General features: G+C 74.4%; 23 protein-coding genes. 8 read left to right on the forward strand and 15 right to left on the reverse strand.

Features of this window, described 5'->3' with window-relative positions:
* Positions 1–427, reverse strand: a 427-nt coding sequence (locus KIK08_RS16565; protein WP_214404057.1) for an AfsR/SARP family transcriptional regulator, incomplete at its 3' end; no start/stop codon positions are given.
* A gap of 64 nt (positions 428–491) precedes the next feature.
* Here KIK08_RS16565 and KIK08_RS16570 point away from each other — a divergent pair.
* Positions 492–1,391: an NAD(P)-dependent oxidoreductase gene (locus KIK08_RS16570; RefSeq protein WP_214404058.1), complete on the forward strand. Its 900-nt coding sequence runs from the start codon at positions 492–494 to the stop codon at positions 1,389–1,391.
* Positions 1,388–2,275: an NAD(P)-dependent oxidoreductase gene (locus tag KIK08_RS16575; RefSeq protein WP_214404059.1), complete on the forward strand. Its 888-nt coding sequence runs from the start codon at positions 1,388–1,390 to the stop codon at positions 2,273–2,275. The genes KIK08_RS16570 and KIK08_RS16575 overlap by 4 nt, the downstream gene beginning before the upstream one ends.
* On the opposite strand, the gene KIK08_RS16580 is transcribed toward KIK08_RS16575, so the two are convergent.
* The 3 genes from KIK08_RS16580 to KIK08_RS16590 form a co-directional block, all read right to left on the reverse strand.
* A complete protein-coding gene (locus KIK08_RS16580; RefSeq protein ID WP_214404060.1) occupies positions 2,249–3,235 on the reverse strand; it encodes a hypothetical protein in 987 nt (328 codons plus the stop codon). The two genes, KIK08_RS16575 and KIK08_RS16580, sit on opposite strands and share 27 nt — an antisense overlap.
* A gap of 72 nt (positions 3,236–3,307) precedes the next feature.
* Entirely contained in the window at positions 3,308–3,643 is a 336-nt protein-coding gene (locus KIK08_RS16585; RefSeq protein ID WP_214404061.1) for a DUF3140 domain-containing protein, read from the reverse strand.
* Positions 3,644–3,678: 35 nt separating this feature from the next.
* Entirely contained in the window at positions 3,679–4,164 is a 486-nt protein-coding gene (locus tag KIK08_RS16590) for a MarR family winged helix-turn-helix transcriptional regulator (protein WP_308257678.1), read from the reverse strand.
* Positions 4,165–4,267: 103 nt separating this feature from the next.
* Here KIK08_RS16590 and KIK08_RS16595 point away from each other — a divergent pair, with 103 nt between their 5' ends.
* Positions 4,268–4,921 (forward strand): FMN-dependent NADH-azoreductase, encoded by a 654-nt coding sequence (locus tag KIK08_RS16595; protein WP_214404062.1) that lies wholly within the window; start codon positions 4,268–4,270, stop codon positions 4,919–4,921.
* A 748-nt stretch (positions 4,922–5,669) separates the two neighbouring features.
* Here the strand turns inward: KIK08_RS16595 and KIK08_RS16600 are convergent.
* On the reverse strand, positions 5,670–6,419 hold the full coding sequence (locus KIK08_RS16600) for a helical backbone metal receptor (RefSeq protein WP_214404063.1): 750 nt from the start codon (positions 6,417–6,419) through the stop codon (positions 5,670–5,672).
* A gap of 188 nt (positions 6,420–6,607) precedes the next feature.
* Here KIK08_RS16600 and KIK08_RS16605 point away from each other — a divergent pair, with 188 nt between their 5' ends.
* The 3 genes from KIK08_RS16605 (at position 6,608) to KIK08_RS16615 (ending at position 8,834) form a co-directional block, all read left to right on the forward strand.
* Positions 6,608–7,318, forward strand: coding sequence for a hypothetical protein (locus KIK08_RS16605; protein ID WP_214404064.1), 711 nt, complete (start codon positions 6,608–6,610; stop codon positions 7,316–7,318).
* Between the two features lie 200 nt (positions 7,319–7,518).
* Complete coding sequence (locus KIK08_RS16610) at positions 7,519–8,103, forward strand: DUF6529 family protein (protein ID WP_250557155.1); 585 nt, start codon at positions 7,519–7,521, stop codon at positions 8,101–8,103.
* Positions 8,104–8,138: 35 nt separating this feature from the next.
* Entirely contained in the window at positions 8,139–8,834 is a 696-nt protein-coding gene (locus KIK08_RS16615) for a GNAT family N-acetyltransferase (RefSeq protein ID WP_308257679.1), read from the forward strand.
* Between the two features lie 23 nt (positions 8,835–8,857).
* On the opposite strand, the gene icmF is transcribed toward KIK08_RS16615, so the two are convergent.
* Positions 8,858–12,103: a fused isobutyryl-CoA mutase/GTPase IcmF gene (gene icmF / locus KIK08_RS16620; RefSeq protein ID WP_214404066.1), complete on the reverse strand. Its 3,246-nt coding sequence runs from the start codon at positions 12,101–12,103 to the stop codon at positions 8,858–8,860.
* A gap of 173 nt (positions 12,104–12,276) precedes the next feature.
* Positions 12,277–12,543, reverse strand: a complete 267-nt coding sequence (locus KIK08_RS16625; protein WP_214404067.1) for a hypothetical protein — start codon at positions 12,541–12,543, stop codon at positions 12,277–12,279.
* A 255-nt stretch (positions 12,544–12,798) separates the two neighbouring features.
* Between KIK08_RS16625 and KIK08_RS16630 the strand changes: the two genes are divergently transcribed.
* Positions 12,799–13,539, forward strand: a complete 741-nt coding sequence (locus tag KIK08_RS16630) for a maleylpyruvate isomerase family mycothiol-dependent enzyme (RefSeq protein ID WP_308257680.1) — start codon at positions 12,799–12,801, stop codon at positions 13,537–13,539.
* A 9-nt stretch (positions 13,540–13,548) separates the two neighbouring features.
* Here the strand turns inward: KIK08_RS16630 and KIK08_RS16635 are convergent, their stop codons facing one another.
* From KIK08_RS16635 to KIK08_RS16645, 3 genes are read right to left on the reverse strand one after another with little or no spacing between them, the layout of a single operon-like run.
* Entirely contained in the window at positions 13,549–14,064 is a 516-nt protein-coding gene (locus tag KIK08_RS16635) for a GNAT family N-acetyltransferase (RefSeq protein ID WP_214404069.1), read from the reverse strand.
* On the reverse strand, positions 14,061–15,746 hold the full coding sequence (locus KIK08_RS16640) for an alkaline phosphatase D family protein (RefSeq protein WP_214404070.1): 1,686 nt from the start codon (positions 15,744–15,746) through the stop codon (positions 14,061–14,063). Before KIK08_RS16640 ends, KIK08_RS16635 begins: the two co-directional genes overlap by 4 nt.
* A 31-nt stretch (positions 15,747–15,777) precedes the next feature.
* On the reverse strand, positions 15,778–16,755 hold the full coding sequence (locus tag KIK08_RS16645; RefSeq protein WP_214404071.1) for an ROK family protein: 978 nt from the start codon (positions 16,753–16,755) through the stop codon (positions 15,778–15,780).
* 71 nt (positions 16,756–16,826) lie between these two features.
* Between KIK08_RS16645 and KIK08_RS16650 the strand changes: the two genes are divergently transcribed.
* A complete protein-coding gene (locus KIK08_RS16650; protein WP_250557156.1) occupies positions 16,827–17,888 on the forward strand; it encodes a DoxX family protein in 1,062 nt (353 codons plus the stop codon).
* A 56-nt stretch (positions 17,889–17,944) separates the two neighbouring features.
* On the opposite strand, the gene KIK08_RS16655 is transcribed toward KIK08_RS16650, so the two are convergent.
* The 5 genes from KIK08_RS16655 to KIK08_RS16675 form a co-directional block, all read right to left on the reverse strand.
* Complete coding sequence (locus KIK08_RS16655) at positions 17,945–19,219, reverse strand: cytochrome P450 (RefSeq protein WP_214404072.1); 1,275 nt, start codon at positions 19,217–19,219, stop codon at positions 17,945–17,947.
* A gap of 1 nt (position 19,220) precedes the next feature.
* Positions 19,221–19,433, reverse strand: coding sequence for a ferredoxin (locus tag KIK08_RS41755; RefSeq protein ID WP_214404073.1), 213 nt, complete (start codon positions 19,431–19,433; stop codon positions 19,221–19,223).
* Positions 19,430–20,053: a TetR/AcrR family transcriptional regulator gene (locus KIK08_RS41760; protein ID WP_214404074.1), complete on the reverse strand. Its 624-nt coding sequence runs from the start codon at positions 20,051–20,053 to the stop codon at positions 19,430–19,432. The genes KIK08_RS41755 and KIK08_RS41760 overlap by 4 nt, the downstream gene beginning before the upstream one ends.
* A gap of 139 nt (positions 20,054–20,192) precedes the next feature.
* Positions 20,193–21,278, reverse strand: coding sequence for a VWA domain-containing protein (locus KIK08_RS16670; RefSeq protein WP_214404075.1), 1,086 nt, complete (start codon positions 21,276–21,278; stop codon positions 20,193–20,195).
* 2 nt (positions 21,279–21,280) lie between these two features.
* Positions 21,281–22,264, reverse strand: coding sequence for a vWA domain-containing protein (locus tag KIK08_RS16675; protein WP_214404076.1), 984 nt, complete (start codon positions 22,262–22,264; stop codon positions 21,281–21,283).
* Positions 22,265–22,266: the final 2 nt, after the last annotated feature.

A 22,266-nucleotide genomic window follows, 5' to 3' on the forward strand; every position in this document is an offset into this window, starting at 1 on the left:
CCAGCGCGAACGGCCGGTCGGCCAGGTCGGCCAGCGCCGCGCTCCGCCACAGGCCGAGCGCGCGGTCGAGGAGCCCGAGCCGGTCGGCCGGCGCGGCCGTGCGGGCGCGCTCGACCAGGGCGCGGAACTCGTGCGCGTCCAGGTCGCCGGGTCCGATGGGCAGCAGGTAGCCACCGGGGTGGCGCAGCACGGTCCCGGCGCCGCCGAGGGCCCGCCGCAGCTGCGACACCTTGGTCTGCAGGGTGTTGGCCGGGTCTCCGGGCGGCGCGCCCGCCCAGAGCGCCTCGACGAGCCGGTCGGCCGCCACGGGGCGGCCCTCGGCGAGCAGCAGCGCGGCCAGCAGCGCGCGGACCTTCGGCTCGGGCACGCGCACGGGCGTGCCGTCGGCGGCCCACACGGCCAGCGGCCCGAGCACCCCGAAGCGCACGCTCCCACGGTAGCCGTGCGCCGTCCGTGCGCGATCCGTGCGCGGTGCCGCGCAGGCTGGCCGCGTGGCAGGACAAACCGACGACAGCAAGCGGGACGTGACCGTCCTGGGCTTGGGGACGATGGGCCGGGCGCTCGCGGGCGCCCTGCTGGCCGGGGGAGCCCGGGTGACGGTGTGGAACAGGTCGCCGGGCCGCGCCGACGACCTGGTGGCCCGCGGAGCGACCGCCGCGACCTCGGTCGCGGGGGCCGTGACGGCGAGCGGGACGGTGGTCGTCTGCCTGCTCGACCACGCCTCGGTGCACGAGGTGCTCGACCCGGTCGCCGACCGGCTCGCCGGGCGGACGGTGGTCGAGCTGACCAACGGCACCCCCGAGCAGGCGCGCGAGCTGGCCGGGTGGGCCGCTCGGCACGGGGTCGACCTGCTCGGCGGCGGGATCATGGCCGTGCCGCCGATGATCGGGACGCCGGCCGCGTTCGTGCTCTACAGCGGGGCGCGGTCGGTGTTCGACGAGCAGCGCCCGCTGCTCGACCTGCTGGGGGACAGCGTCTTCGCCGGCGAGGAGCCCGGCCGCGCGGCGCTGCAGGACCTGGCCCTGCTCACCGCGATGTACGGGATGATCAGCGGCGTCCTGCACGCCTACGCGCTGGCCGGGGCGGGCGGGGTGGCCGCCGGGGACCTCGCCCCGCTGCTGGGCCGGTGGCTGGCGTCGATGAGCGGGTTCGTCGACGGCGCCGCCGCGCCGATCGACAGCGGCGAGCACGGTCGCGACGTCGTCTCGAACCTGGCGATGCAGGCCGCCGCCTACCCGGGCCTCGTCGAGGTCTCCCGGGCCCACGGCGTCGACCCGACCCTGCTCGTCCCGCTCGGCGAGCTGATGCGCCGCCGCGTCGCGGACGGCCACGGGCACGAGGACATCACCGGAGTGGTCGAGCTGCTCCGCGCACGGAAGGACGCACGATGAACGGAACCGCAGTCACGGTGATCGGGCTGGGCCCGATGGGACGGGCGATGACCCGCGCGCTGCTGGGCGCCGGGCACCCGGTGACGGTGTGGAACCGCACCGCCGCCCGCGCCGCCGACGTGGTCGCCGCGGGTGCGACCCGGGCCGCCACGCCGACCGAGGCGCTCGGCGCCGCCGAGCTGGTGGTGCTCAGCCTGACCGACTACGCCGCCATGTACGCCATCTTCGACGGCCACGAAGAGGCCCTCGCCGGGCGGACCGTCGTCAACCTCAGCTCGGACACCCCCGAGCGGACCAGGCAGGCCGCCCGGTGGCTCGCCGAGCGCGGCGCCCGGTCACTGGTGGGCGGGGTCATGGTGCCGGCGCCGGTCGTCGGCACGCCCGACGCGTTCGTCTTCTACAGCGGGCCCCGCGAGGTCCTCGACGCGCACGCGGCCGCGCTGGGCGTCCTCGGGCGGCCCGAGTACCTGGGCGCCGACCCGGCGCTGGCCCAGCTCTACTACCAGGCCCAGCTCGACTACTTCCTGACCGCGCTGGCCGCATACCTGCACTCCAGCGCGCTGGTCGCGACCGCGGGGGTCAGTGCGAAGGAATACCTGCCGCACGCGCTGGCCATGGCCGACTCGATCTCGACCTACCTGCCGGAGGCCGCGGCCGAGCTCGACGCCCGCGCCTACCCCGGCGACCTGGCGAACGCGACGATGATGGGCGCCACCGCCGAGCACATCCTGGAATCGTCGCGGACCTCCGGCGTCGACTCAGCGCTGCCCGAGGCCGTCGCCTCGCTCTACCGCCGCGCCGTCGCGGCGGGCCACGGCCGCGACAGCTGGACCGCGTTGGCCGAGGTGGTCAGGGGGTCACTGGTAGGTGATGACGACCGGTGACGTGGGGCCGACCTGCACGGTCTGCTCCGGGGTCAGCGTCGGGGTGTCCTCGTCGTAGAAGTTCTTCCAGCCCCAGTGCACGCCGGCCGGGGCGCCCTCGTGCAGCCGCGCCCAGGTCTTGAACTTGTCCTCGGTCGCGCCGGAGCCGTCGGCGTGCAGGACGACGGCCAGCTCCGGGCGGGTGGTGTCGAGCCGCTCCCGGCCCTGGATCATCTCCAGCCGGAACTGGTGCACCATCAGCACCTTCTGCGGCAGGCCGCGGTCGCGGGTGAGGTCGGCCAGCCAGGTCGCGACCCCGTTGACCTCCTCGACGTCCACCCGCCCGATCTGATCGCCGTGGCGCTGGCCCTCGCGCAGCCGCCACTCGGGGTCGAGGGCCAGCCCGACGTGCGGCTGGGCGAGCAGGTCGGCGTAGCGGCGGGCCTGGGTGAGGAAGTCGGTGCGGCCGGGCTGCAGGTCGAGCAGCACGTAGACACCCGCATCCCGGGCCGCGTCGACCCACGGGCGCAGCTCCTCGACGTCGGACTCGGAGGAGTAGTCGCCGTCCGGGCCCGCGCCCGCCGATGCGACCGTCGCGATGATCTCGAACGTGGGCACCACCTGCTCGGGGACCAGCGCCCGGTACTGCGCGGCGACCTCCTCGGCGCGGCGCACGGAGGCGGGCAGGTCCTGCTCGCCGAGGACGCCGAGGGCGGCCGTGCCGGGGTGGCCGTAGATCGCGACGAGCCGGCGGCCGGGGAAGAGGGGCTCGCCCGGGGCGGGCAGCGCGGCCGCGCCCTCGGCGGTCGCCGTCGGGACGGGGGTCGTCGGCTCCGCGGTCGGGGCGGGGGCCGTGGTCAGCGGGGGATCGGGGGGTGCCGCGGGCGCGGCGGGCGACGAGCACGCCGCCATCGCGATGATCATGGTGCCGGCCACCGCCGCCACCCCCGTCCGGAGTCGCAACGCGCCGAGTCGTGCCATCGGCCGCGACGTTAGGGCATGTGCCCCCGCCGCGCCGTCACCCAAACCGGCACCCCTCGTTCCCGCCCCCGATCAGGTGCGCGGCGGCTTGAGGGGGTCGTGGCCGATCGACATCAGCTTGTGCCGCCAGGCCGCCTGCCCCGCGGTGGGTTCGAGATCGTCGCGGCGCTGGGAGTGCACCTTGTCGACGACCTTGCGCATGGCCCGCTCGTCGGCGTCGGTGAGGTCGACGCGGCGCTTGCCGAGCACGGCCAGCACCTCCCGGCCGGTGAGCGTGCCCACCTGGTCGGGGAGGTCCTCGAAGTCCTCGTGCGCGGCCTGCGTGCGCAGCCACTCCTCGAGCTCGCGGCTGGTCATGTTCACCACGCGGTGGAACTCGTCCCACAGTTCGTCATCGACGTCGACCATGCCCCGGGCCTACCCGCGGCGGTGCCGGTCGAATCTCAGCACTCCTGGGACGTGATCTCCTCGGCCATCGTGCACAGCTCGCCCGTGGTGGTGTCCGAACCGGTGGCCAGGCGGAACAGCATCCGGCGCAGCGACTCGCGCTCGTCGGGCTCGAGCCGCTCCAGCAGGCGCTCCTCGGTCTCGGCCAGCCGCTCGGCGAGCTCGCACAGCCGGGCGCGGCCGCCATCGGTGAGCTCGACGCGCCGGGCGCGCCGGTCGGCCGGGTCGGGGCGGCGCTCGACGAGGCCCTCCTTCTGGAGGTCGTCGAGGAGGTAGGTCATCACGGTGCGGTCGAGGCCGAGCTGGTGGGCCAGCGCGAGCTGGGTGCGCGGGCCCTCCCGGCCGCAGGCGGCCAGCACCTGGTAGCCCCGCGGGCCCCCGGGCACCCCGACCATCACCTGCCCGGCCGCCTGCATGTAGTTGCGCATGACGGTGCCCAGCGCCCAGCCGAAGTCGGTCTCCACGGTCTCGGGTGCGGTCACGATCACATCCTACCCGGGCTTTCGCCGACCAATCCATCTGTGCATAAGATGGTCGGCAGCACAGAACATCGTGCGAACAGCACACTCGATCTCGGGAGACACCATGACGCTGTTCCGCCTGGACGCCAGCATCCGCACCGAGGGCTCGGTCAGCCGGGAGGTCGCCGACACCCTGCAGCGGGGCTGGCTGCAGGAACACCCGGGCACCGAGGTGGTCCGCCGCGACCTGCGCACCGACCCCGTGCCCGTCGACGCCTGGCCGCAGGCCGTGTCCGCGAGCATGACCCCGGAGGGCGACCGAACGCCCGACCAGCGCGACGCCGTCGCGCTCGCCACGCGACTGGGCGACGAAGTGATCACCGCCACCGCCCTGGTGATCGCCACCCCGCTCTACAACTTCGGCGTCGCCCAGAACCTCAAGACCTGGATCGACCTGCTCATCGCCGACCCGCGCTTCGCCCCCGGCATCCAGCCCCTCAGCGGCCGCCCGCTCGCGCTCGTGATCGCCCGCGGCGGCGGCTACGGCGCCGGCACGCCCCGCGAGGGCTGGGACCACGCCACCCCGTACCTGCACCGCATCTTCGCCGACGTCCTCGGCGCGGACGTCACCGTCGTCGCCGCGGAGCTGACGCTGGCCGAGTCGGTGCCGGCGATGGCGGAGCTGCGGCCGCTGGCGGCGCAGTCGCGGGAGCAGGCGCACACGGAGGCGGAGAAGACGGGGCGGGAGTTCGCGCGGATGGTGGGGGCGGTGGCGTAAGGCCGGGGCTGGTCCGCGGCTTCTTCGGGCTTCTTCGGGCGCCTTCGGCGCTTGAGGGGGGCCTCCGGCGGCTCCTACGCGGAGGGCGACCTCTGATCAAGCAGGGGGGCGCCCCCTGCCGTCCCGTCGGCCCCAGAGGGCAGCACAGCCGGGCCAGCCCCCGCACGCTTGGCATGCACGGGCTGCGGTTGGTCTGCCAGGGTGCGGGGGCCGTCCCGGCTGTGCAGGCGCTTCGCGCGCCGACGTGACGGCAGGGGGCTTGGGGGGACGCCGGGCTCCCCGTCCGCTTTGTGGTGGGGTTTGGGGGCGTCTTCGCAGGGGCGGTGTGGTCTTCGCAGGTGCCGTAGACCCTGCGAAGACTGTGGGGAGTCTGTGAAGACGCCCGGTAGGCGGAGGCGGGCGCCGTCCGGTGGGCGTGGCGCACGCCGGTTGGCGCGGTGGCTCGCGGCCGGGGCGAGCAGGGGAGCGGCGCACGTCGCAGACGTAGCGGTGGGCTCGCAGCCCGCCGGCGCGCTGCGACGACACAGCCAGGGCTGCGACGACCACCCGGCGCTGCGAGGACACCCCGCCGCCCGGCCCTCGCCGGCCTCGCGGCGGCCCTCCACCTCCCGAGCCCTCTGCAGGCGCGTGGCGCGCTCGCAGACTTGGTGGTGGGCTCGCAGCCCGCCGGCGGGCTGCGGCGACCCAGCCAGGGCTGCGACACCGCCGCGGTGCTGCGAGGACGCCCCGGGCGGCGTGCCGGTGTGGCTCAGGCCTGCAGCGCCTCGGGCAGCGTCCGCGCCGCTTCGGTGAGGCTCGGGCCGTACCAGGTCAGCAGTCGGCCGCTCACCAGGGCCGCGGGGACGCCGGGGAAGGCTTCGGGGCCGTCGGTGGGGGTGAACTCGTAGGGCTCGTCGGGCAGCACGACGAGGTCGTGCTCGGGGAGGCGGGTGGGTTCGAAGCGGGGGTAGCGGTCGGGGGCGGTGGCCAGGACGTTGTCGACGCCGAGGCGGTGCAGCACCGAGCCGGTGAAGGTGTCGCTGCCCACCGCCATCCACGGCCGCCGCCAGATCGGCACCACCGCGCGCCGGCGCGCCCGTGGGACGGGGACGGCGGACCAGGCGGCTTCGGCCTCGTCGAGCCAGCGGGGGCGGTCGAGGCCGCAGGCGGCGAGCATGCGGGCCAGTGAGCCGAAGGCGCCGTCGAGGCCGCGGATGTCGGTGACGTAGACCGCGAGGCCGCAGGCGCGCAGCTCGTCGAGGTCGGAGCGGCGGTTCTCCTCCTGGTTGGCGACCACGAGGTCGGGCTCCAGGGCGGCGATGTCGGCGGCGCGCGGGTTCTTCGTGCCGCCGATGCGGGGGACGTCGAGGTCGGCGGGGTGGGTGCACCAGTCGGTGGCGCCGACGAGCAGGCCGGGGGCGGTGGCGGCGACGGCCTCGGTGAGCGACGGGACGATCGAGACGACCCGGCGCACCGGCGTCGCGACGGCGACCTCGCGCCCCTCGTCGTCCACGGCCACGACGGTCACGGTGGGGTGCCTCCCGGGCCTCGTCGAATCCGCCCGGCGCGGCGGCTGGCTGGGTCCTCTCGGTGTCCTCTCTGTGTCACAGTACTGGCTCGGACTCCTACGACGGCCTTCTCGCCGGTCCGCGGTCCGGCCAGGATCGTGCCCACACGGTCGCCGCGGCGGTCCTACCGGGAGAGACGATGAAGAGATACGCGCCCCTTCTGACGCTGACCGCCGTCGCCGTGCTCGGGTTCGGGCTGGTGGCGGTCAACATGGCCGGCGAGCCGGACGGCACCGCCGCTCCGGACGCCGCCGCCGTGGCGGCCCCCGCCGAGACGACCCCGCCCCCCGAGCCGACCCAGCCCGCCCCCGTACCGACCGCGGAGCCCGCCGAGCCGGCGGCCGAGCCGCCCGTCGTCGCGGAGAAGGCCTACACCGGCCGGTCCTCGGGCGACGAGGTCACCGTGGCCGTCGTGGTGAAGGACGGCCGCGCCGTCGGCTACGTCTGCGACGGGGAGAAGGTCGAGGCCTGGCTGGAGGGCACCCTGGAGGGCGACACGATCGCGCTGCGCAGCGGCGACGGCGAGGTGACGGTCGCCGGCAACGTCGACGACGCGGCCGCGTTCGGCGACGTGGCGGTCGCGGGGAAGACGTGGCCGTTCTCGGCGAAGGCGGTGGAGGAGCCCGGGGGGCTCTACGAGGGCCGGGGCAACGTCCGCGGCGTCGCCACCCGCATCGGCTGGATCGTCGAGGACGACGGCCGGGTCACCGGGCTGGCGCGCGCCGCGGGGGTCGGCGAGCCGCAGCCCGCTCCGCCGCTCGACCCGAACGCCCCCGGGCAGGTCGTCGTGGAGGGCACCCCGATCGCGGTCACCACCATCGACGGCGACGACACGGTGGTGGGCCGGTGAGCGGGGGCGTCACGGCCGAGCGCAGCGGGGGGGAGCGATGAGCGAGTTTGCGCGCGAATCATCCAGCACAGTGTCATCCAGCACAGTGCTCCGCGCAGCGCCGACCGAGCGCAGCGGGGGAGAGCGATGAGCGAGCTTGCGAGCGAATCATCCAGCACAGTGCTCCGCGCAGCGCCGACCGAGCGCAGCGAGGGAGAGCGATGAGCTACACCGACCCGATCACCGAGCCGATCCGCGCCGTCCGGCGCTCGTCCGGCACCGCGCTGCTGCTGGTCGGCGTGGCCGCGGGCATCGCGGTGTCCGTCGGGTTGGGCGTCTACGGCCGGCTGCACGACCCGACCGGTTCCGCGATCAACATCGCCGGCTTCTCCAGCGGCATCGCGGCCAAGGCCTGGCTGGCGAGCCTGGCGTTCCTGCTGGCGATCGTGCAGCTGGTCTCGGCGATGGTCATGTACGGCCGGCTCCCCGGGGTGAGCCGGGCGCCGGCCTGGATCGGGGGCCTGCACCGCTGGTCGGGGCGGGTGGCGGTGCTGGTGACGGTGCCGGTGGCGGTGCACTGCCTCTACGCGCTCGGGTTCGCCGACTACGAGCCCCGGGTGCTGGTGCACTCGATCCTGGGCTGCTTCTTCTACGGCGCGTTCGTCACCAAGATGGTCGTCCTCAGCGCGCCGCGGGCACCGGGATGGGTGCTCCCGGTCATGGGTGGGCTCGTGTTCAGCGCGCTGACCGGGCTCTGGCTGACGTCGTCGCTGTGGTTCTTCGGGACATCGGGGTTGGTCTTCTAGGGAAGGTTCGCGCCGCGCCGCGGGTTGGGCCGGAGGTGACCGGTCATCCACTGGACAGTCCACTGTGGTGCGCCCTCACCGGCCCGCACCGGGAGTTCGCCCAGGTGCGCGGGGCCGCGGCGCGCTACCGCCCCGACCTGGGCCCGTTCGCCGCGCTCGCGGGCGGTCCGGAGACCACCGACCCGGCGGCGTGGGCCGACCTGGCCGTGCTCGCCGGCCCCGGGGGGCAGGTCGTGCTGTCCGGGGCCGAGCCGGCGCACCCGGCCGGCTGGGAGCTCGTCGGCCAGGACCGGGGCCTGCAGTTCGAGGGCTCCGGGGTCGACGCCCTGCCCGACGCGGACGCCGTGGCGCTCGGGGCCGACGACGTGCCCGAGATGCTCGACCTGGTCGCCCGCACCCGCCCCGGCCCGTTCCGCTCCGGCACCCGCCTGCTGGGCGGCTACCTGGGAGTGCGGCTGGGCGGGGCGCTCATCGCGATGGCCGGCCAGCGGATGCGCCCGCCGGGCTGGACGGAGATCAGCGCCGTCTGCACCGACCCCGACCACCGCGGCAAGGGGCTGGCCGAGCGGTTGGTCCGCGCGGTCGCGGCCGGTGTCCGCGCTCGCGGCGAGGTGCCGTTCCTGCACGTGGCCGCGGTCAACACCGGGGCGGTCCGGCTCTACGAGCGCATGGGCTTCACCCTGCGCCGCGAGGTCGTCTTCTCCGCCCTGCGCGCGCCCCGCGAGGGCTGATCGGGCAGCGGATCGCCCGCCGGCTACATGCTGCGCCGGTACTGCCCGCCGACCTCGAAGAACGCCTCGGTGAGCTGTCCCAGGCTGCACACCCGCGCCGCCGCCACCAGTTCGGCGAAGACGTTGCCGCCGCTGGTGGCGACGTCCTGCAGCCTGCGGATCGCGGCCGGGGCGTCGGCGCGGTGGCGGGCGTGGAAATCGGCGAGCCGGTCGAGCTGGCTCTGCTTCTCCGCCTCGGTGGCCCTGGCCAGCTCGATCTCCTTCGGCGCCGCCTCGGACTCCGGCGGGAGGAACGTGTTGACGCCGATGAGCGGCAGCGTTCCGTCGTGCTTGCGGTGCTCGTAGAGCATCGACTCGTCCTGGATGCGGCCGCGCTGGTAGCCGGTCTCCATGGCGCCCAGCACGCCGCCGCGCTCGGAGATGCGGTCGAACTCGTCGAGCACGGCCCGCTCGACGAGGTCGGTCAGCTCCTCGACGACGAACGAGCCCTGCAGGGGGTTCTCGTTCATGGAGAGCCCCCACTCCCGGTTGATGATCAGCTGGATGGCCATGGCCCGGCGCACCGACTCCTCGGTGGGGGTGGTCACGGCCTCGTCGTAGGCGTTGGTGTGCAGCGAGTTCGCGTTGTCGTAGAGCGCGCACAGCGCCTGCAGGGTGGTGCGGATGTCGTTGAAGTTCATCTCCTGCGCGTGCAGCGACCGTCCGGAGGTCTGCACGTGGTACTTGAGCTTCTGCGAGCGCTCGTTGGCCCCGTAGCGCTCGCGCATCGCGATCGCCCAGATCCGCCGGGCCACGCGGCCGATCACGGTGTACTCGGCGTCCATCCCGTTCGAGAAGAAGAACGACAGGTTGGGCGCGAAGTCGTCGATGTCCATTCCGCGGGCCAGGTAGCTCTCCACGAACGTGAAGCCGTTGGCCAGGGTGAACGCGAGCTGGCTGATGGGGTTCGCCCCGGCCTCGGCGATGTGGTAGCCCGAGATCGAGACCGAGTAGAAGTTGCGCACCTTGTGCGCGATGAACCACTCCTGGATGTCGGCCATCATCCGCAGGCTGAACTCGGTGGAGAAGATGCAGGTGTTCTGGCCCTGGTCCTCCTTGAGGATGTCGGCCTGCACCGTGCCGCGCACGTTCGCCAGCGCGAACGCCTCCAGCTCGGCGCGCTCCTCGGCCGATGGCTCGCGGTCGTGCTCGGCGCGGAACTTGTCGACCTGCTGGTCGATGGCCGTGTTCAGGAAGTAGGCCAGGATCGTCGGGGCCGGCCCGTTGATCGTCATCGACACCGAGGTGGTCGGCGAGGTCAGGTCGAAGCCGTCGTAGAGCGCCTTCATGTCGTCCAGCGTCGCGATCGAGACGCCGGACGTGCCGACCTTGCCGTAGACGTCGGGGCGGGTGCCCGGGTCGCGGCCGTAGAGGGTGACCGAGTCGAACGCCGTCGACAGGCGCTTGGCCTCGGAGTCGGCCGACAGGAGCTTGAAGCGGCGGTTGGTGCGGAACGCGTCGCCCTCGCCGGCGAACATGCGGGCCGGGTCCTCGCCCTCGCGCTTGAACGCGAACACCCCCGCGGTGAACGGGAACCTGCCCGGCAGGTTCTCCGAGCGCAGGAAGCGCAGCAGCTCGGCGTCCTCGGTGTGGCGGGGCAGCGCGACCCGGCGCACCTGGTTGCCCGACAGCGTGGTCCGGGTGAGCTGGGTGCGCAGCTCCCGGTCGCGGACCTTCACCACCATCTCGTCGCCGGAGTAGTCCTCGACGACGGACGGCCAGGTGTCGAGCAACTCGGCCGACTCGACCGGCAGCGCCTTCTCGGCCTCCTCCAGCAGCTCGCGCAGGGCGGTGTCGTCGGCGCCGGCCCCCTGCACGGCCTCCGACGCCGTGCGCAGGTGCTGGCGGCGCCGGGCCGCCTCGACGTGCTCCTCGGTCGTGGCGTGGTAGTCGCGGACGGTCTCGGCGATCTCCGACAGGTACCGCGCCCGCTGGGCCGGGACCGGCGCGGCGTGCTCGGAGGAGGTGCGCCGGTCGGTGCGCGGCAGCCTGCCCTCGCCCAGCACCAGCCCGTCCTCGGCCAGGAGTGCGCACAGGTGCTGGTAGAGGCCGGTGACGCCGTCGTCGTTGAAGGTGGCCGCGCTGGTGCCGAAGACCGGCATCTCCTCCCAGGACGAGCCGAAGGCGTCCCGGTTGCGCACCAGCTGGCGCCCGACGTCGCGGCGGGCGTCCTCGGCGCCGCGGCGCTCGAACTTGTTGATCGCCACGACGTCGGCGAAGTCCAGCATGTCGATCTTCTCGAGCTGGGAGGCCGCGCCGAACTCCGGCGTCATGACGTAGAGCGAGCGGTCGACGAAGCCGGTGATCCCGGCGTCGCCCTGGCCGATGCCCGGGGTCTCGACGATCACCAGGTCGAACGCGGCGGCCCGCAGCACCTTGAGCACGTCGGCCAGGTGCTCGGGCAGCGAGCCCTCGCCACCGCGGGTGGCCAGCGAGCGGAAGAAGACCGGTCCGGCGGCGCCGCTGCCCGGGTCGCCGATGGCGTTCATGCGGATGCGGTCGCCCAGCAGGGCGCCGCCGCCGCGGCGGCGGGTGGGGTCGACGGCGAGGACCGCGATCCGCAGCTTGTCCTCCTGGTCGAGCCGGAACCGCCGGACCAGCTCGTCGGTCAGCGAGGACTTGCCCGACCCGCCGGTACCGGTGATGCCCAGCACGGGCACCGGCCGGCGCGGGGTGAGGTCGAGGTCGGCGGGCAGGCGCCCGGCCTCGGCGAGGGTGAGGGTGCGGGCGAGCACCGCGGACTCCCCGGCGAACAGTCCGTCGTAGGAGGCCGGGGGGCTGGCCGCCAGGTCGGTGTCGCACTCGCGCACCATGATGTTGATCATCCCGGGCAGCCCGAGGCGCTGGCCGTCCTCCGGGGAGAAGATCCGCGCGACGCCGCGCGAGTGCAGCAGCTCGATCTCCCGGGCGACGATCACGCCGCCCCCGCCGCCGTACACCCGGATGTGGCCGGCGCCGCGCTCGCGCAGCAGCTCGACCAGGTACGTGAAGTACTCGACGTGCCCGCCCTGGTAGGAGCTGACCGCCACGCCCTGGGCGTCCTCCTGGATCGCGGCTTCGACGACCTCGTCGACCGAGCGGTTGTGCCCGAGGTGGATCACCTCGGCGCCCTGGCGCTGCAGGATGCGCCGCATGATGTTGATCGCGGCGTCGTGGCCGTCGAACAGGCTCGCGGCGGTGACGAACCGCACGGGGTGGGTGGGCACGTGCAGAGACACGTTCTCGACCATGTCGCAGTCCTCTCGCCGGGCGCGGTCGGCGCGCCGTCACCGGCAGGCGGACGTACGGCGACGGCCGGATTTAGTTTGACATCCTAGTATCGGACGTTCAACCTCTCCGGCACGTGACGAGCGCGACGCCGGGCGGGCTCAGGGCCGGACGTCGCGGGCTGGCGCGGAAGGGCTCAAGCGGCGCGGTTGGCGGGGTCGACCGCCGGGATCTCCATCGTCGGCATGTCGATCTCCATGGTGGGCGCGGCCTGGTTGATCCGCGTCGCCGCTGCGGTGGCGACGGGGCGCAGCTTCCGAGCCACGACCGGCACCAGGAAACCCAGCGCGACCAGCGCCACCCCGGCCACGGCGATGGTCCAGGCGACGTTGTCCGGGTCGACCAGCACCAGGACGAAGGCGACCCCGGGCCACCACAGCAGGGCCCGGAGGGGGCCGGACACGGACCATTCCTTCTTGTTCTGAGCGCCGCGAGCCATGGCGGATTCCTACCCGGTCCGGATGATCGCCATGCGCCCACCCCCACTGTTCGTCCGTACGTGGTCGCCGGGGTCCCCGAACGGGTCCGCGGGTGCCCTGGTGGGGCCGGGTCACCCGGCTTGAGTGTGATCTACGTCACAGTACTCGGCACGGCCGTGTCGCCCGGCACGGAGCCGTGGCACCCCCGTCCGTCCGTGGCCGGTCGTTACGCTCACCCGGTGGATTACGCGATCGCACTGGTCGAGCAGGGGCGGCTGCTGGCCGAGGTGGTCCGCGCCGCCGATCCGGCGACGGCCGTCCCGACCTGCCCGGGGTGGACGCTGCGCCAGCTCGTCACGCACGTCGGGCGGGGCGACCGGTGGGCGGCCGCGATCGTGGAGAGCGGCGGGCCCGTCGAGCTCCGCGCCGTTCCGGACGGCCGCACCCCCGACGACCCGGCCGACGCGGTGCGGTGGCTGCTCGACGGGGCACCACTGCTGGTCGACAACGTGGCGGTCGAGCCGCAGAAGCCGGTCTGGACGTTCCTCGGACCGCGCCCGGCGCGCTTCTGGCTGCGCAGACGGCTGCACGAGTCCACCGTGCACCGGGCCGACGCGGCGCTCGCCACCGGCGTGCCCTACCGGATCGAGCCCGAACTGGCCGCCGACGGCGTGTCCGAGTTCCTGGACCTCGTCGCGCTGCGCCCGCAGCGGCACCCGGCGCCCGTCGCCGACGGCGTCGCGCTGCACCTGCACGCCACCGACGGCGACCTCGGGCCGGCGGGGGAGTGGGTCCTGCGGGGCGACGGATCGACCCTGCGGTGGGAGCACGCCCACGCCAAGGGCGCGGCGGCGGTGCGCGCCACCGCGGCCGACCTGCTGCTGGCCGTCACGCGGCGGATCCCCGGCGACGACCCGCGCCTGCAGGTCCTGGGCGAGCGCGCGGTGTGGACGGGCTTCCTCGACCGGGTCGCCTACTGACTCCGCGGGTCAGAACTCCTCGCGCAGCAGCTCCATGAGGACCGCGTCGTTCCAGGTGCCGTCGGCCGAGCGCTCGTAGCGGCGCATCACGCCCACCCGCTGGAAGCCGGCCCGCGCGCAGCTGCGGATGGCCCGCTCGTTGCCGGCGCCCGGGTCGACCACCACGCGGTGGTGCCCGCGCACCTCGAACAGGTAGCGGGCCATCGCGCGCATGGCGTCGCAGCCCAGGCCCTGGCTCTGCTGGTCGGGGTGCAGGGCGAGGTCCATCGCCGCGTGCCGGTGGTCGGGGTCGGGCTCCTCGCGGTAGATGATCAGCCCGATCGGTTCGCCGGCCAGCTCGATCGCGAAGCCGTGCGGGCCCAGCAGCTCGCGGCGCACGCGCTCCAGGTCGTAGCCGCCCCACCACTTGGCGATCTCCGGGTGGCCGAGGATCTCCAGGAACACCGGGACGTGCGCGGCCGTCGTCGGGCGGAGCACGACGGTCTGCCCGGCGATCGCCGACGGGGTGTCCCGCGGGTCGCTCAACTCGTCTCCTCGGCTCGGGCCTCCGCGTGCTCGCGGGTGACCTCCGGGTCGTGCCGCTCGGTCCCGGCCAGTGGCAGCCGGGCCCGCTCGGCCAGCGTGGACGCCGACGTCGGCTGCTCGAAGACGACCTCGGCCGCGCGCCCGTGGATGTCCAGGGTGGCGATCGTGTTGCCGAAGAACGGCCCCGCGGTGCGCTCCCAGGTGACCGGCTTGGGCGGGGCGCCGGCGCGCAGCGCCCACTTCGCGGTGGCCCAGCGCGCCCACCGCGACCAGGCGAACCGGAAGCCGGGGCGGACGTACCAGTCCATCTTGTTGTGCACCGGCGAGCAGGTGAGCTGGTGGATCGGGGCCACGGCCCCGTCGGGCGCGGGGTGCAGGTGGGCGCGCGCGGCGTAGCTGTGGTGCACGTCCCCGGAGAGGACCGAGACCGTCGACACGCCCGTCGCGGCGGCCTTGCCGATCATCGCGGTGAGCCGGTCGAAGGACTCCCGGAACGCCGACCAGTGCTCCAGGTCGGCGGCCTGGCGGATGCTCTCGCCGAGGCGCCCCCGCCAGCCGGGGCGGGCGGCGGCGATCTCGTTGACCGTCTCCAGCTCGCCGATGGCGTGCGGCAGCAGCCACGGCACGGACGTGCCCAGGACCAGGTGGTCGATCTCGCCGGGGGCCGCGACCTGCTCCTCGATCCAGCCGAACTCCGCGTCGCCGACCATCAGGTGCTGACCGTCGGCGAGCACGCGGCCGTTCCGCGAGTCGATCATGATGAACCGGCTGCGCCCGAGGTCCCACCGGAAGCTGAACCGGTAGCCCTTGCCCCCGTCGGCCTCGGCGTCGGCGCGGTCGGCCAGGTCGGCCAGCAGCGGCCAGACGTCGCCGTCGTGGGCGACGACCCGGCGGTAGTCGGGGTCGGCCGCCAGCTCGGCCGGCGAGAGGTTGCCGACGTGCTGGTAGACCCAGTAGGAGGCGAGCGCCGAGCGGATGCGCTCGCGCCACCACGGCTTCTGCGCCATCTCGTCGCGCCAGGCCGCCGAGGTGTTCCAGTCGTCGCGGACGTCGTGGTCGTCGAAGATCATCCCCGTGGGGACCGTCGACATGATCCAGCGGATCTCCGGGTCGGACCACGAGTCGCGGTAGAGGCCGGTGTACTCTCCGTAGCCGACGATCTCGTCGTCGGGCCAGTCGGAATCGCGGTCGCGCCGACCGGCGATCCGGCGCCGGTTCTGCGGGGTCAGCTCGTCGGCGTAGACCTGGTCGCCGAGCAGCAGCAGCGCGTCGGGCCACTCGTCGGGCGGCAGGTCGCGCATGCGCACCGCGTACGCGTCGAGGGCGTCGATGCCCAGCTCGGCGGCCAGCTTCGGGTCGGAGACCTTGGCGTAGCGGCAGGACCCGAAGATGATCCGGACGTTCTCGTCGGTGCGCGGGCCGCGGGTGCGGATCAGGCTCGGCGGGAACGGCGCGGCCTCCTGCGGCCACACCCGCCGGCCGTCGAGGTGGACCTCGTAGGGGGTGTCGGTGTCGGGGGTGAGCCCGGTGACCGGCACCAGCGCGTAGTGGCTCTCCTGCACCTGGAACGTCCGCGCCTCGCAGCCGAGGACGCGGACGGTGGCCGGTGACTCCGTCTGCACCCAGACGGTGGCGGTGGTGTCGCCGACGTGGCGCAGTACCGGTCCCAGGACGAGTGACACGCCTCGACACTACTGAGTCCCCACCACCGAGCTACCGGTCGGCGTGCTCCAGGGCGAGCAACGCCGCGCCGATCTTGCCCGCGTCGCCGCCGAACGTGGCCGGGACGACCGGGGCCACACCGCGCGCGGTCGGGGCGTAGGCGAACTCGCGGGCGGCCACCCTGGCCGGCTGCAGCAGCAGCTCACCGGTCTCCACCAGCCCGCCGCCGACGACGACGGCCTCCACCTCGAAGACGTTCGCCAGCGAGGCGATGCCGACCCCGAGCCAGCGCCCGAGCCGGGCGAACGCCGCGCCGGCCGTCGGGTCGCCCTGCTGCACGGCCGTGACGACGGTGTGCCCGGTGACCTCGCCCTGCTCGGCGCCCAGCCGGGCGATGAGCCCGTCCGGGTCGTCGGCGGCGGCCTCGCGGCCCATCCGGGTGAGCGCCGTGCCCGATGCGTAGGCCTCGAAGCAGCCGTGGTTGCCGCAGCCGCACTCGGGACCGTCGGGGTTGAGCACGATGTGGCCGAGCTCGGTGCCCAGGCCGGTCGGGCCGCGGTAGATGCGCCCGTCCATGACGACGCCGCCGCCGATCCCGGTGCCGACGGTCACCAGCAGCATGTGGGAGTAGGGCCGCGACCGGTCGTTGCCGGGGTCGCGGTGACCGAGCCGGGCCTCGGCGAGCGCGGCGACGTTGGCGTCGTTGTCGACGACGACGGGCAGGCCCGTCGCCTTCTCCAGCTGCTCGCGGACCGGCCAGTCGCGGTACTCGTTGTTCGGCGCCCAGAGCATCCGCCCCGCGGGCCACTCGACGATCCCGGCCGCGCCGACGCCGATGGAGCCGACCGCGCGCCCGGCGCGCAGCCTCTCGATGAGGTCGAGCAGGACCGCGGAGACCGCCTGCGCATCGGACTCCTCGGGGGTGGGCTCGACCAGCTCGGCGTGCACCGTGCCGCCCTCGTCGACCACCGCCCCCGCGATCTTGGTTCCGCCGATGTCCAGGCCGATGGCCAGCTTCGCGGTGGTCACCCGCGCATCATGGCACCGCCGAGTTGATCGATACAGCGTTTGTGGCCCACGGCGGTGGGGTACCGCTTGCCATGCTGCTTCGACGAGTCGCCAGGCCCATGGTCTCGGCGCTGTTCATCTACGGCGGGGTGCAGGCGCTGCGCGCCCCGGAGGCCCACGTCCAGGCGGCCAAGCCGGTGCTGGACGCCGTCTCGCCGGTCGTCGACAAGGCCGTGGAAGCCGCTCCGATCGACGAGCGCCCGCCGGACGAGACGCTGGTCAAGGTCGACGCCGCGGTCAAGATCGTGGCCGGTTCCGCGCTGGCGCTGGGCAAGTTCCCGCGGCTGGCCGCCACGGCGCTGGCCGCGTCCATGGTGCCGACCACGCTGGCCGGCCACCGCTTCTGGGAGGAGACCGACGAGCAGGCCAAGCAGGAGCAGACGGTCCACTTCCTGAAGAACCTCGGGCTGCTGGGCGGCCTGCTCATCGCCGCGGCCGACACCGAGGGCAAGCCGTCGCTGGGCTGGCGCGGGCGCCGCGCCGCCAGGCTGGCGGCCACCACCGCTGCCGCCCAGGCCGAGTCGTTCACCGGGGCGATCTCCGGGGCCACCGACCGGGTCACCGGCGCGGCCCACGACGTCGCGGGCTCGCTCTCCGGCACGGCGAAGAGCGCCGCGGGCTCGCTGACCGGCTCCGGCCGCGACGCGGGCGGCACCGTCGCCGGGCTGGCCGCCGGACTCGCCGGGCTCGCCCCCGGTGCCGGGGCGGCCGTGTCCTCGCGCGCCGCCGAGCTGTCCAAGGAGTGGTCCAAGCGGGCCGCGAAGGCCCGCAAGAAGGCCGAGAAGCGCGGGACCAAGCTGCAGAAGCGCGCCGCCAAGCGCAGCGTCGAGCTGCAGAAGCGGGCCATGCAGCGCAGCGCGGAGCTGCAGAAGGCGGCCGGGCGCAAGCAGGCCGAGCTGCAGAAGGCCGCCGGGCGCCGGCGTGCCGCGCTGGAGAAGAAGGGCCCGACGGTCGTCGACCAGCTCGCCACCCAGGCCAGCAAGCTCGGTCACGACGTGGCCTCGCGCGCGTCCGCGGTGGGCAGCGAGATCGCCCACCAGGCCGAGGGCGCGGCCAAGGACGCCCGCAAGCGGGTCGCCGCGCTCACCGGCTGAGGCTCCCACCACGCGAACGGCGCCCCCGCCCACCGGCGGGGGCGCCGTCGCGCGTGTCAGGCGCCGATGCGCAGCGGCAGCGCGCGCGGGCCGCGGACCTGGCCCGGGGCCCAGGTGACCGCCGACGGGTCGGCGAGGCTGAACTCCGGGATGCGCTGCATCCACACCTCCAGCGCGACCCGCAGCTCCATCCGCGCCAGGTGCGAGCCGACGCAGCGGTGGATGCCCAGGCCGAACGCCACGTGCCGGTTGACCTGGCGGTCGATGACGACCTCGCCGGCCCGCTCGAACTGGGCGGGGTCGCGGTTGGCGGCCGGGAACGACAGCAGGACCCAGTCGTCGGCCTTCATGTCGACGCCGTTCCACTGCACGTCCTCGCGGACCAGCCGGGCCATCGTGACCGGGGCGAAGGCCCGCAGGAACTCCTCCATCGCCGTCGGCAGCAGCTCCGGCTCGGCGGCCAGCCGCTTGCGGTCGGCCGGCGTCTTCGCCAGGTGCCACAGCGAGGCGCCGACCGCGCTCCACGTCGTGTCGATGCCGGCGATGAGCAGCAGCGTCATCGTGCCGGCGACGTGGAACGGGTCGAGCTTCTTGCCGAACAGCTCGGCGTTGAGCAGGTACGTCGTCAGGTCGTCGCGCGGGTTGGCGACGTGGTCCTGGATCTGCGCGAGCAGGTACTCGTTGAGCTTCTGGCCGCGGGCCATCCGCACCTCGGGCTCGTCGCCGATGCCCTCCAGCACGCCCTCCACGAACTCCCCGAACCTGGCGTTGTCCTCGGGCGGGAAGCCCAGCATGTCGCCGATGACCCGCATCGGGATGTGCGAGGCGTACTCCCTGGCCGCGTCGACGACGTCGCGCCCGGCGAAGGAGTCGATCAGCTCGTGGCAGAACGCCCTGGTCCCCGGCTCGAGCTTGCCGACGGCGGTCTTGGTGAACGCCGGCAGCAGCAGCTTGCGGGCGCTGTGGTGGAACGGCGGGTCCGACGAGATGGGCGGCGCCGCGCCGACCGGCGCGATGTCCAGCGGCGGCCGCAGGTCGTTCATGATGATCGCGCGCGAGGAGAACTTGTCGGTGTCGTAGGCGACGGCCGCGACGTCCTCGTAGCGGGTGGGCAGCCAGGCCCCGCCGAACCGCTCGGTGTGCGCGATCGGGCAGCGCTGCCGCAGGTCGTCCTGGACGGGGTACGGGTCCTCGTACCACTCGGGTTCGACGTGCGAGAAGTCGGTCGCGAAGTCCGAGACCGGCCCGTGGCGACGTTCGCCGCGCGCCGTGCCCAGCCGCTGCTGGCGCTGCTCCTCGAAGTCCGTTCCGAACCGGTCGTCGACGGTCATGTCACTCCTCCCCGCCGCTGATTTCGGCGACGTTGATCGCGCGCTCGGGGCAGTTGGCGGCCGCCAGGCGGGCGTGCTGCTCCGCGCCGGGGGGCACCTCACCGGTGCCCAGGACCGTGCCGTAGCCCTCCTCGTCCTCGCCGAAGAGGTCGGGGGCCAGGTCGTAGCAGCGGCCGTGCCCCTGGCACGTCGCCGAGTCGAGCTGCACCTTCACTGCGGGTCTCCCGTCGATGTGGTGGGTACGGGGTCGGTCGGGGCGAGGGCGCCGACGATCCGGGTGAGCAGTGCGGCCCACTCGTCGTCGTCGACCTCGTGCAGGTCGGGGGTGATCAGCGCGCTGCCCATGCTGAGCAGCAGGCAGAAGTGGGCCAGCGCGGTCGGCGAGATCGTCGTGTCGATCTCGCCGTCGGCCTGCCCGAGGCCGACCAGCTCGCGGAGCCACTCGCTCCGCTCGCCGATGTAGTCGCGCATCGGACGGGCCACGTCGGCGTCGCGGCGGGCCGCGACCAGCGCCTCGACGACCAGGTAGCCCCGGGCGTCGCGGCGGCGGGGCAGCCAGCGCCCCATCACCAGCAGCAGCTCGGAGATCGACCGGCCCGGGTCGGCGGCCAGCAGTTCGGTCATCATCTTGCGCCCGTGCGTGCGCAGGGCGGCGACCATCAGCTCCGCCTTGGAGCCGAAGTGCGCGTAGAGGGCCCCGTTGCTGACCCCGGCCTCGGCGGCGATGTCGGCGACACGGGTGCCGTCGTAGCCGCGGCGGGCGAACACGTCGGCGGCGGCGGCCAGCAGACGCTCGCGCGTCTCGGCTGCGGTGACCCCGGCGATGCGACCCACGTCGCATATCAAAGGACTGTTCATTTGATGAGGTCAAGGCTCGGATCACGCTCTGCGCCCAGCGGTCCCATCAGATGGAGTACCGAACCCCCGTTCAGATACCTCCGGTGTGCCGGCACCGCCCCCGCCGGCGTACCGGTCAGCTGGGGAACGCGGTCCAGCGAGCGGCCGTCCAGACCCCCGCGCCGACCAGCAGGATCGCCAGACCGACCAGCCCCACGCTGATCTCGACGTCGCGCTGCTGGGTGGCGATCGTGCGCGGCAGGTCCCGCAGGACCGCCTGCAGCCGGTCGGCGTCGTCGGCGGCGAAGTACTCGCCGCCGGTCACCTCGGCCACCTCGCGCAGCGTCGGCTCGTCGGCCACCAGGAAGCTGCGCCCGCCCGCGCCACCCCCGGCGCCCCACCCGGCGGGACCCTGCCCGGCGGCCTGGGACGGCGTGCAGACCATCGCCGCCGGGTCCCGCGTGCCGAAGCCGATCGGGTAGACCCGCACTCCGCGGTCCCCGGCCATCCGCGCCGCCTCCACCGGCTCGATGCCGCTGGTGTTGGCGCCGTCGGTGAGCAGCACGACGATCTCCGGCGCGAACTCGCCCTCCTGGCGCAGCGGCGGGCGGGACGACGGCGGGGCCTCGTCGCGGTCGTCGTTGCCCAGTGCCGCGGTCGCGCCGACCGGCTCGACCGCCGCGTTGATCTCGGCGATCGCGTCGACGGACTTGAGGATGGCCGCGCCGATCGTCGTGCCCCGCCCGGTGGTGAGCGCGTCGATGGCCCGGGTCAGCGGCTCGCGGTCGGTCGTCGGGGCCACCGCGACCTGGGCGAACCCGGAGAACAGGACCAACCCGATACTGGTCTCGGAGTCCTGGGCCCGGACGAACTCCCGCACCGCGGCCTGGGCGGCGGAGAGCCGGTTGGGCTCGACGTCGGTCGAGCACATCGAGCCCGACACGTCCAGCGCCAGGATGATCGCCGACCGGGAGACCGGCACGTCCGCGCTGATCTGGGGGCGCGCCGCGGCGGTCCCGAGCACGGCCAGCGCCGCCAGCAGCAGCGCGAACGGCGCGTGCCGCTTCCACGCCGCCCGCCGCGGCGCCGCCGCGCGGATGAGCGCGACGCTCGAGTACCGCACGGCCCGGCGCCGCCGCCTGCGCAGCTGCCACACGTACGCGCCGGCCAGCGCGGGCACGGCGAGCAGCCCCAGCAGGACGAGCGGCCACTGGAATCCCATCGTCACACCGCCCTGCCGTGGCGCGCGAGCGACAGCCCGACGCCGGCCAGCACCAGCAGCGCCGCCACGGCGGCCACCAGCCCGGTCACCTCGATGCGGTCGGTGCGCACCGTCCACGCGACGACCGAGTCCGACACCGCCGCCAGCGCCCCCTCGTCGGGCGCCGCGAAGTACTCGCCGCCGGTGTGCGCCGCGATCTCGCGCAGCGTCGGCTCGTCGAGCGCGGTCGCCACCTGGAAGCCGTCGATCTCCAGCACGGTGCCCGCCGGGCTGCCGATGCCCACCGGGTAGACCCGCACGCCCGCCCCGGAGGCGAGGTCGGCGACGGCGAGCGGGTCGAGGTCGTCGGTGTTCTCCCCGTCGGAGATCAGCACGATGGCCGACGAGCCGTGGTAGCCGAGGTCGGCGCTCAGCGGCTCGGCGCCCCCGACCGCCGGGCCGAGCTCGACGGGCCGGCCCACGATCGCGCTCAGCGCCGTCTGCAGGCCGCGGGCCAGGCCGGTGCCGCCCTGCGGGCTGAGCCGGTCGATCGCGGCGAGCACCTCGGGCCGGTTGGCGGTGACCTCCTGGGTGACCAGGCCGGTGCCGCCGAAGGCGACGATGCCCAGCCGCACGGAGTCGGGCTGGCGCAGCACGAACTCGCGCGCGGCGGCCTTCGCGGCCTCCATCCGCGTCGGCGGGATGTCGTCGGCGGCCATGCTGGCCGAGACGTCGAAGGCGAGGATCACCGTGCCCTCGCGGCGCGGCTGCGGGATCGCGGCCTCCGGGCGGGCCAGCGCCGTCACGAGCAGCACCAGGGCGACGAGCAGCAGCGCGGGCGGCAGGTGCCGCAGCCGGTCGGTCGCCACCGACGACGGCGCGACCAGGCCGAGCGCGGCCAGCTCCGCGCGCCGGGCCGCGCGCCTGCGCGCCAGTCGCAGGAACCACGCGACGGCCGGCGGGACCGCGAGCAGGCCGAGGAGCATCCACGGCCAGATCAGGCTCATCG

The organism is Pseudonocardia lacus, from assembly GCF_018531445.1.
Classification (GTDB): domain Bacteria; phylum Actinomycetota; class Actinomycetes; order Mycobacteriales; family Pseudonocardiaceae; genus Pseudonocardia; species Pseudonocardia lacus.

Bases quoted from the DNA above. Each gene is read 5' to 3' on its own strand.
- KIK08_RS16655 (WP_214404072.1), bottom strand. From the start codon at position 19,219: ATGACCGTCGACGACCGGTTCGGAACGGACTTCGAGGAGCAGCGCCAG.
- icmF (WP_214404066.1), bottom strand. From the start codon at position 12,103: ATGGTCGAGAACGTGTCTCTGCACGTGCCCACCCACCCCGTGCGGTTC.
- KIK08_RS16610 (WP_250557155.1), top strand. From the start codon at position 7,519: ATGAGCTACACCGACCCGATCACCGAGCCGATCCGCGCCGTCCGGCGC.
- KIK08_RS16675 (WP_214404076.1), bottom strand. From the start codon at position 22,264: ATGAGCCTGATCTGGCCGTGGATGCTCCTCGGCCTGCTCGCGGTCCCG.
- KIK08_RS16575 (WP_214404059.1), top strand. From the start codon at position 1,388: ATGAACGGAACCGCAGTCACGGTGATCGGGCTGGGCCCGATGGGACGG.
- KIK08_RS16580 (WP_214404060.1), bottom strand. From the start codon at position 3,235: ATGGCACGACTCGGCGCGTTGCGACTCCGGACGGGGGTGGCGGCGGTG.
- KIK08_RS16585 (WP_214404061.1), bottom strand. From the start codon at position 3,643: ATGGTCGACGTCGATGACGAACTGTGGGACGAGTTCCACCGCGTGGTG.
- KIK08_RS16670 (WP_214404075.1), bottom strand. From the start codon at position 21,278: ATGGGATTCCAGTGGCCGCTCGTCCTGCTGGGGCTGCTCGCCGTGCCC.
- KIK08_RS16650 (WP_250557156.1), top strand. From the start codon at position 16,827: ATGCTGCTTCGACGAGTCGCCAGGCCCATGGTCTCGGCGCTGTTCATC.
- KIK08_RS16605 (WP_214404064.1), top strand. From the start codon at position 6,608: ATGAAGAGATACGCGCCCCTTCTGACGCTGACCGCCGTCGCCGTGCTC.
- KIK08_RS16595 (WP_214404062.1), top strand. From the start codon at position 4,268: ATGACGCTGTTCCGCCTGGACGCCAGCATCCGCACCGAGGGCTCGGTC.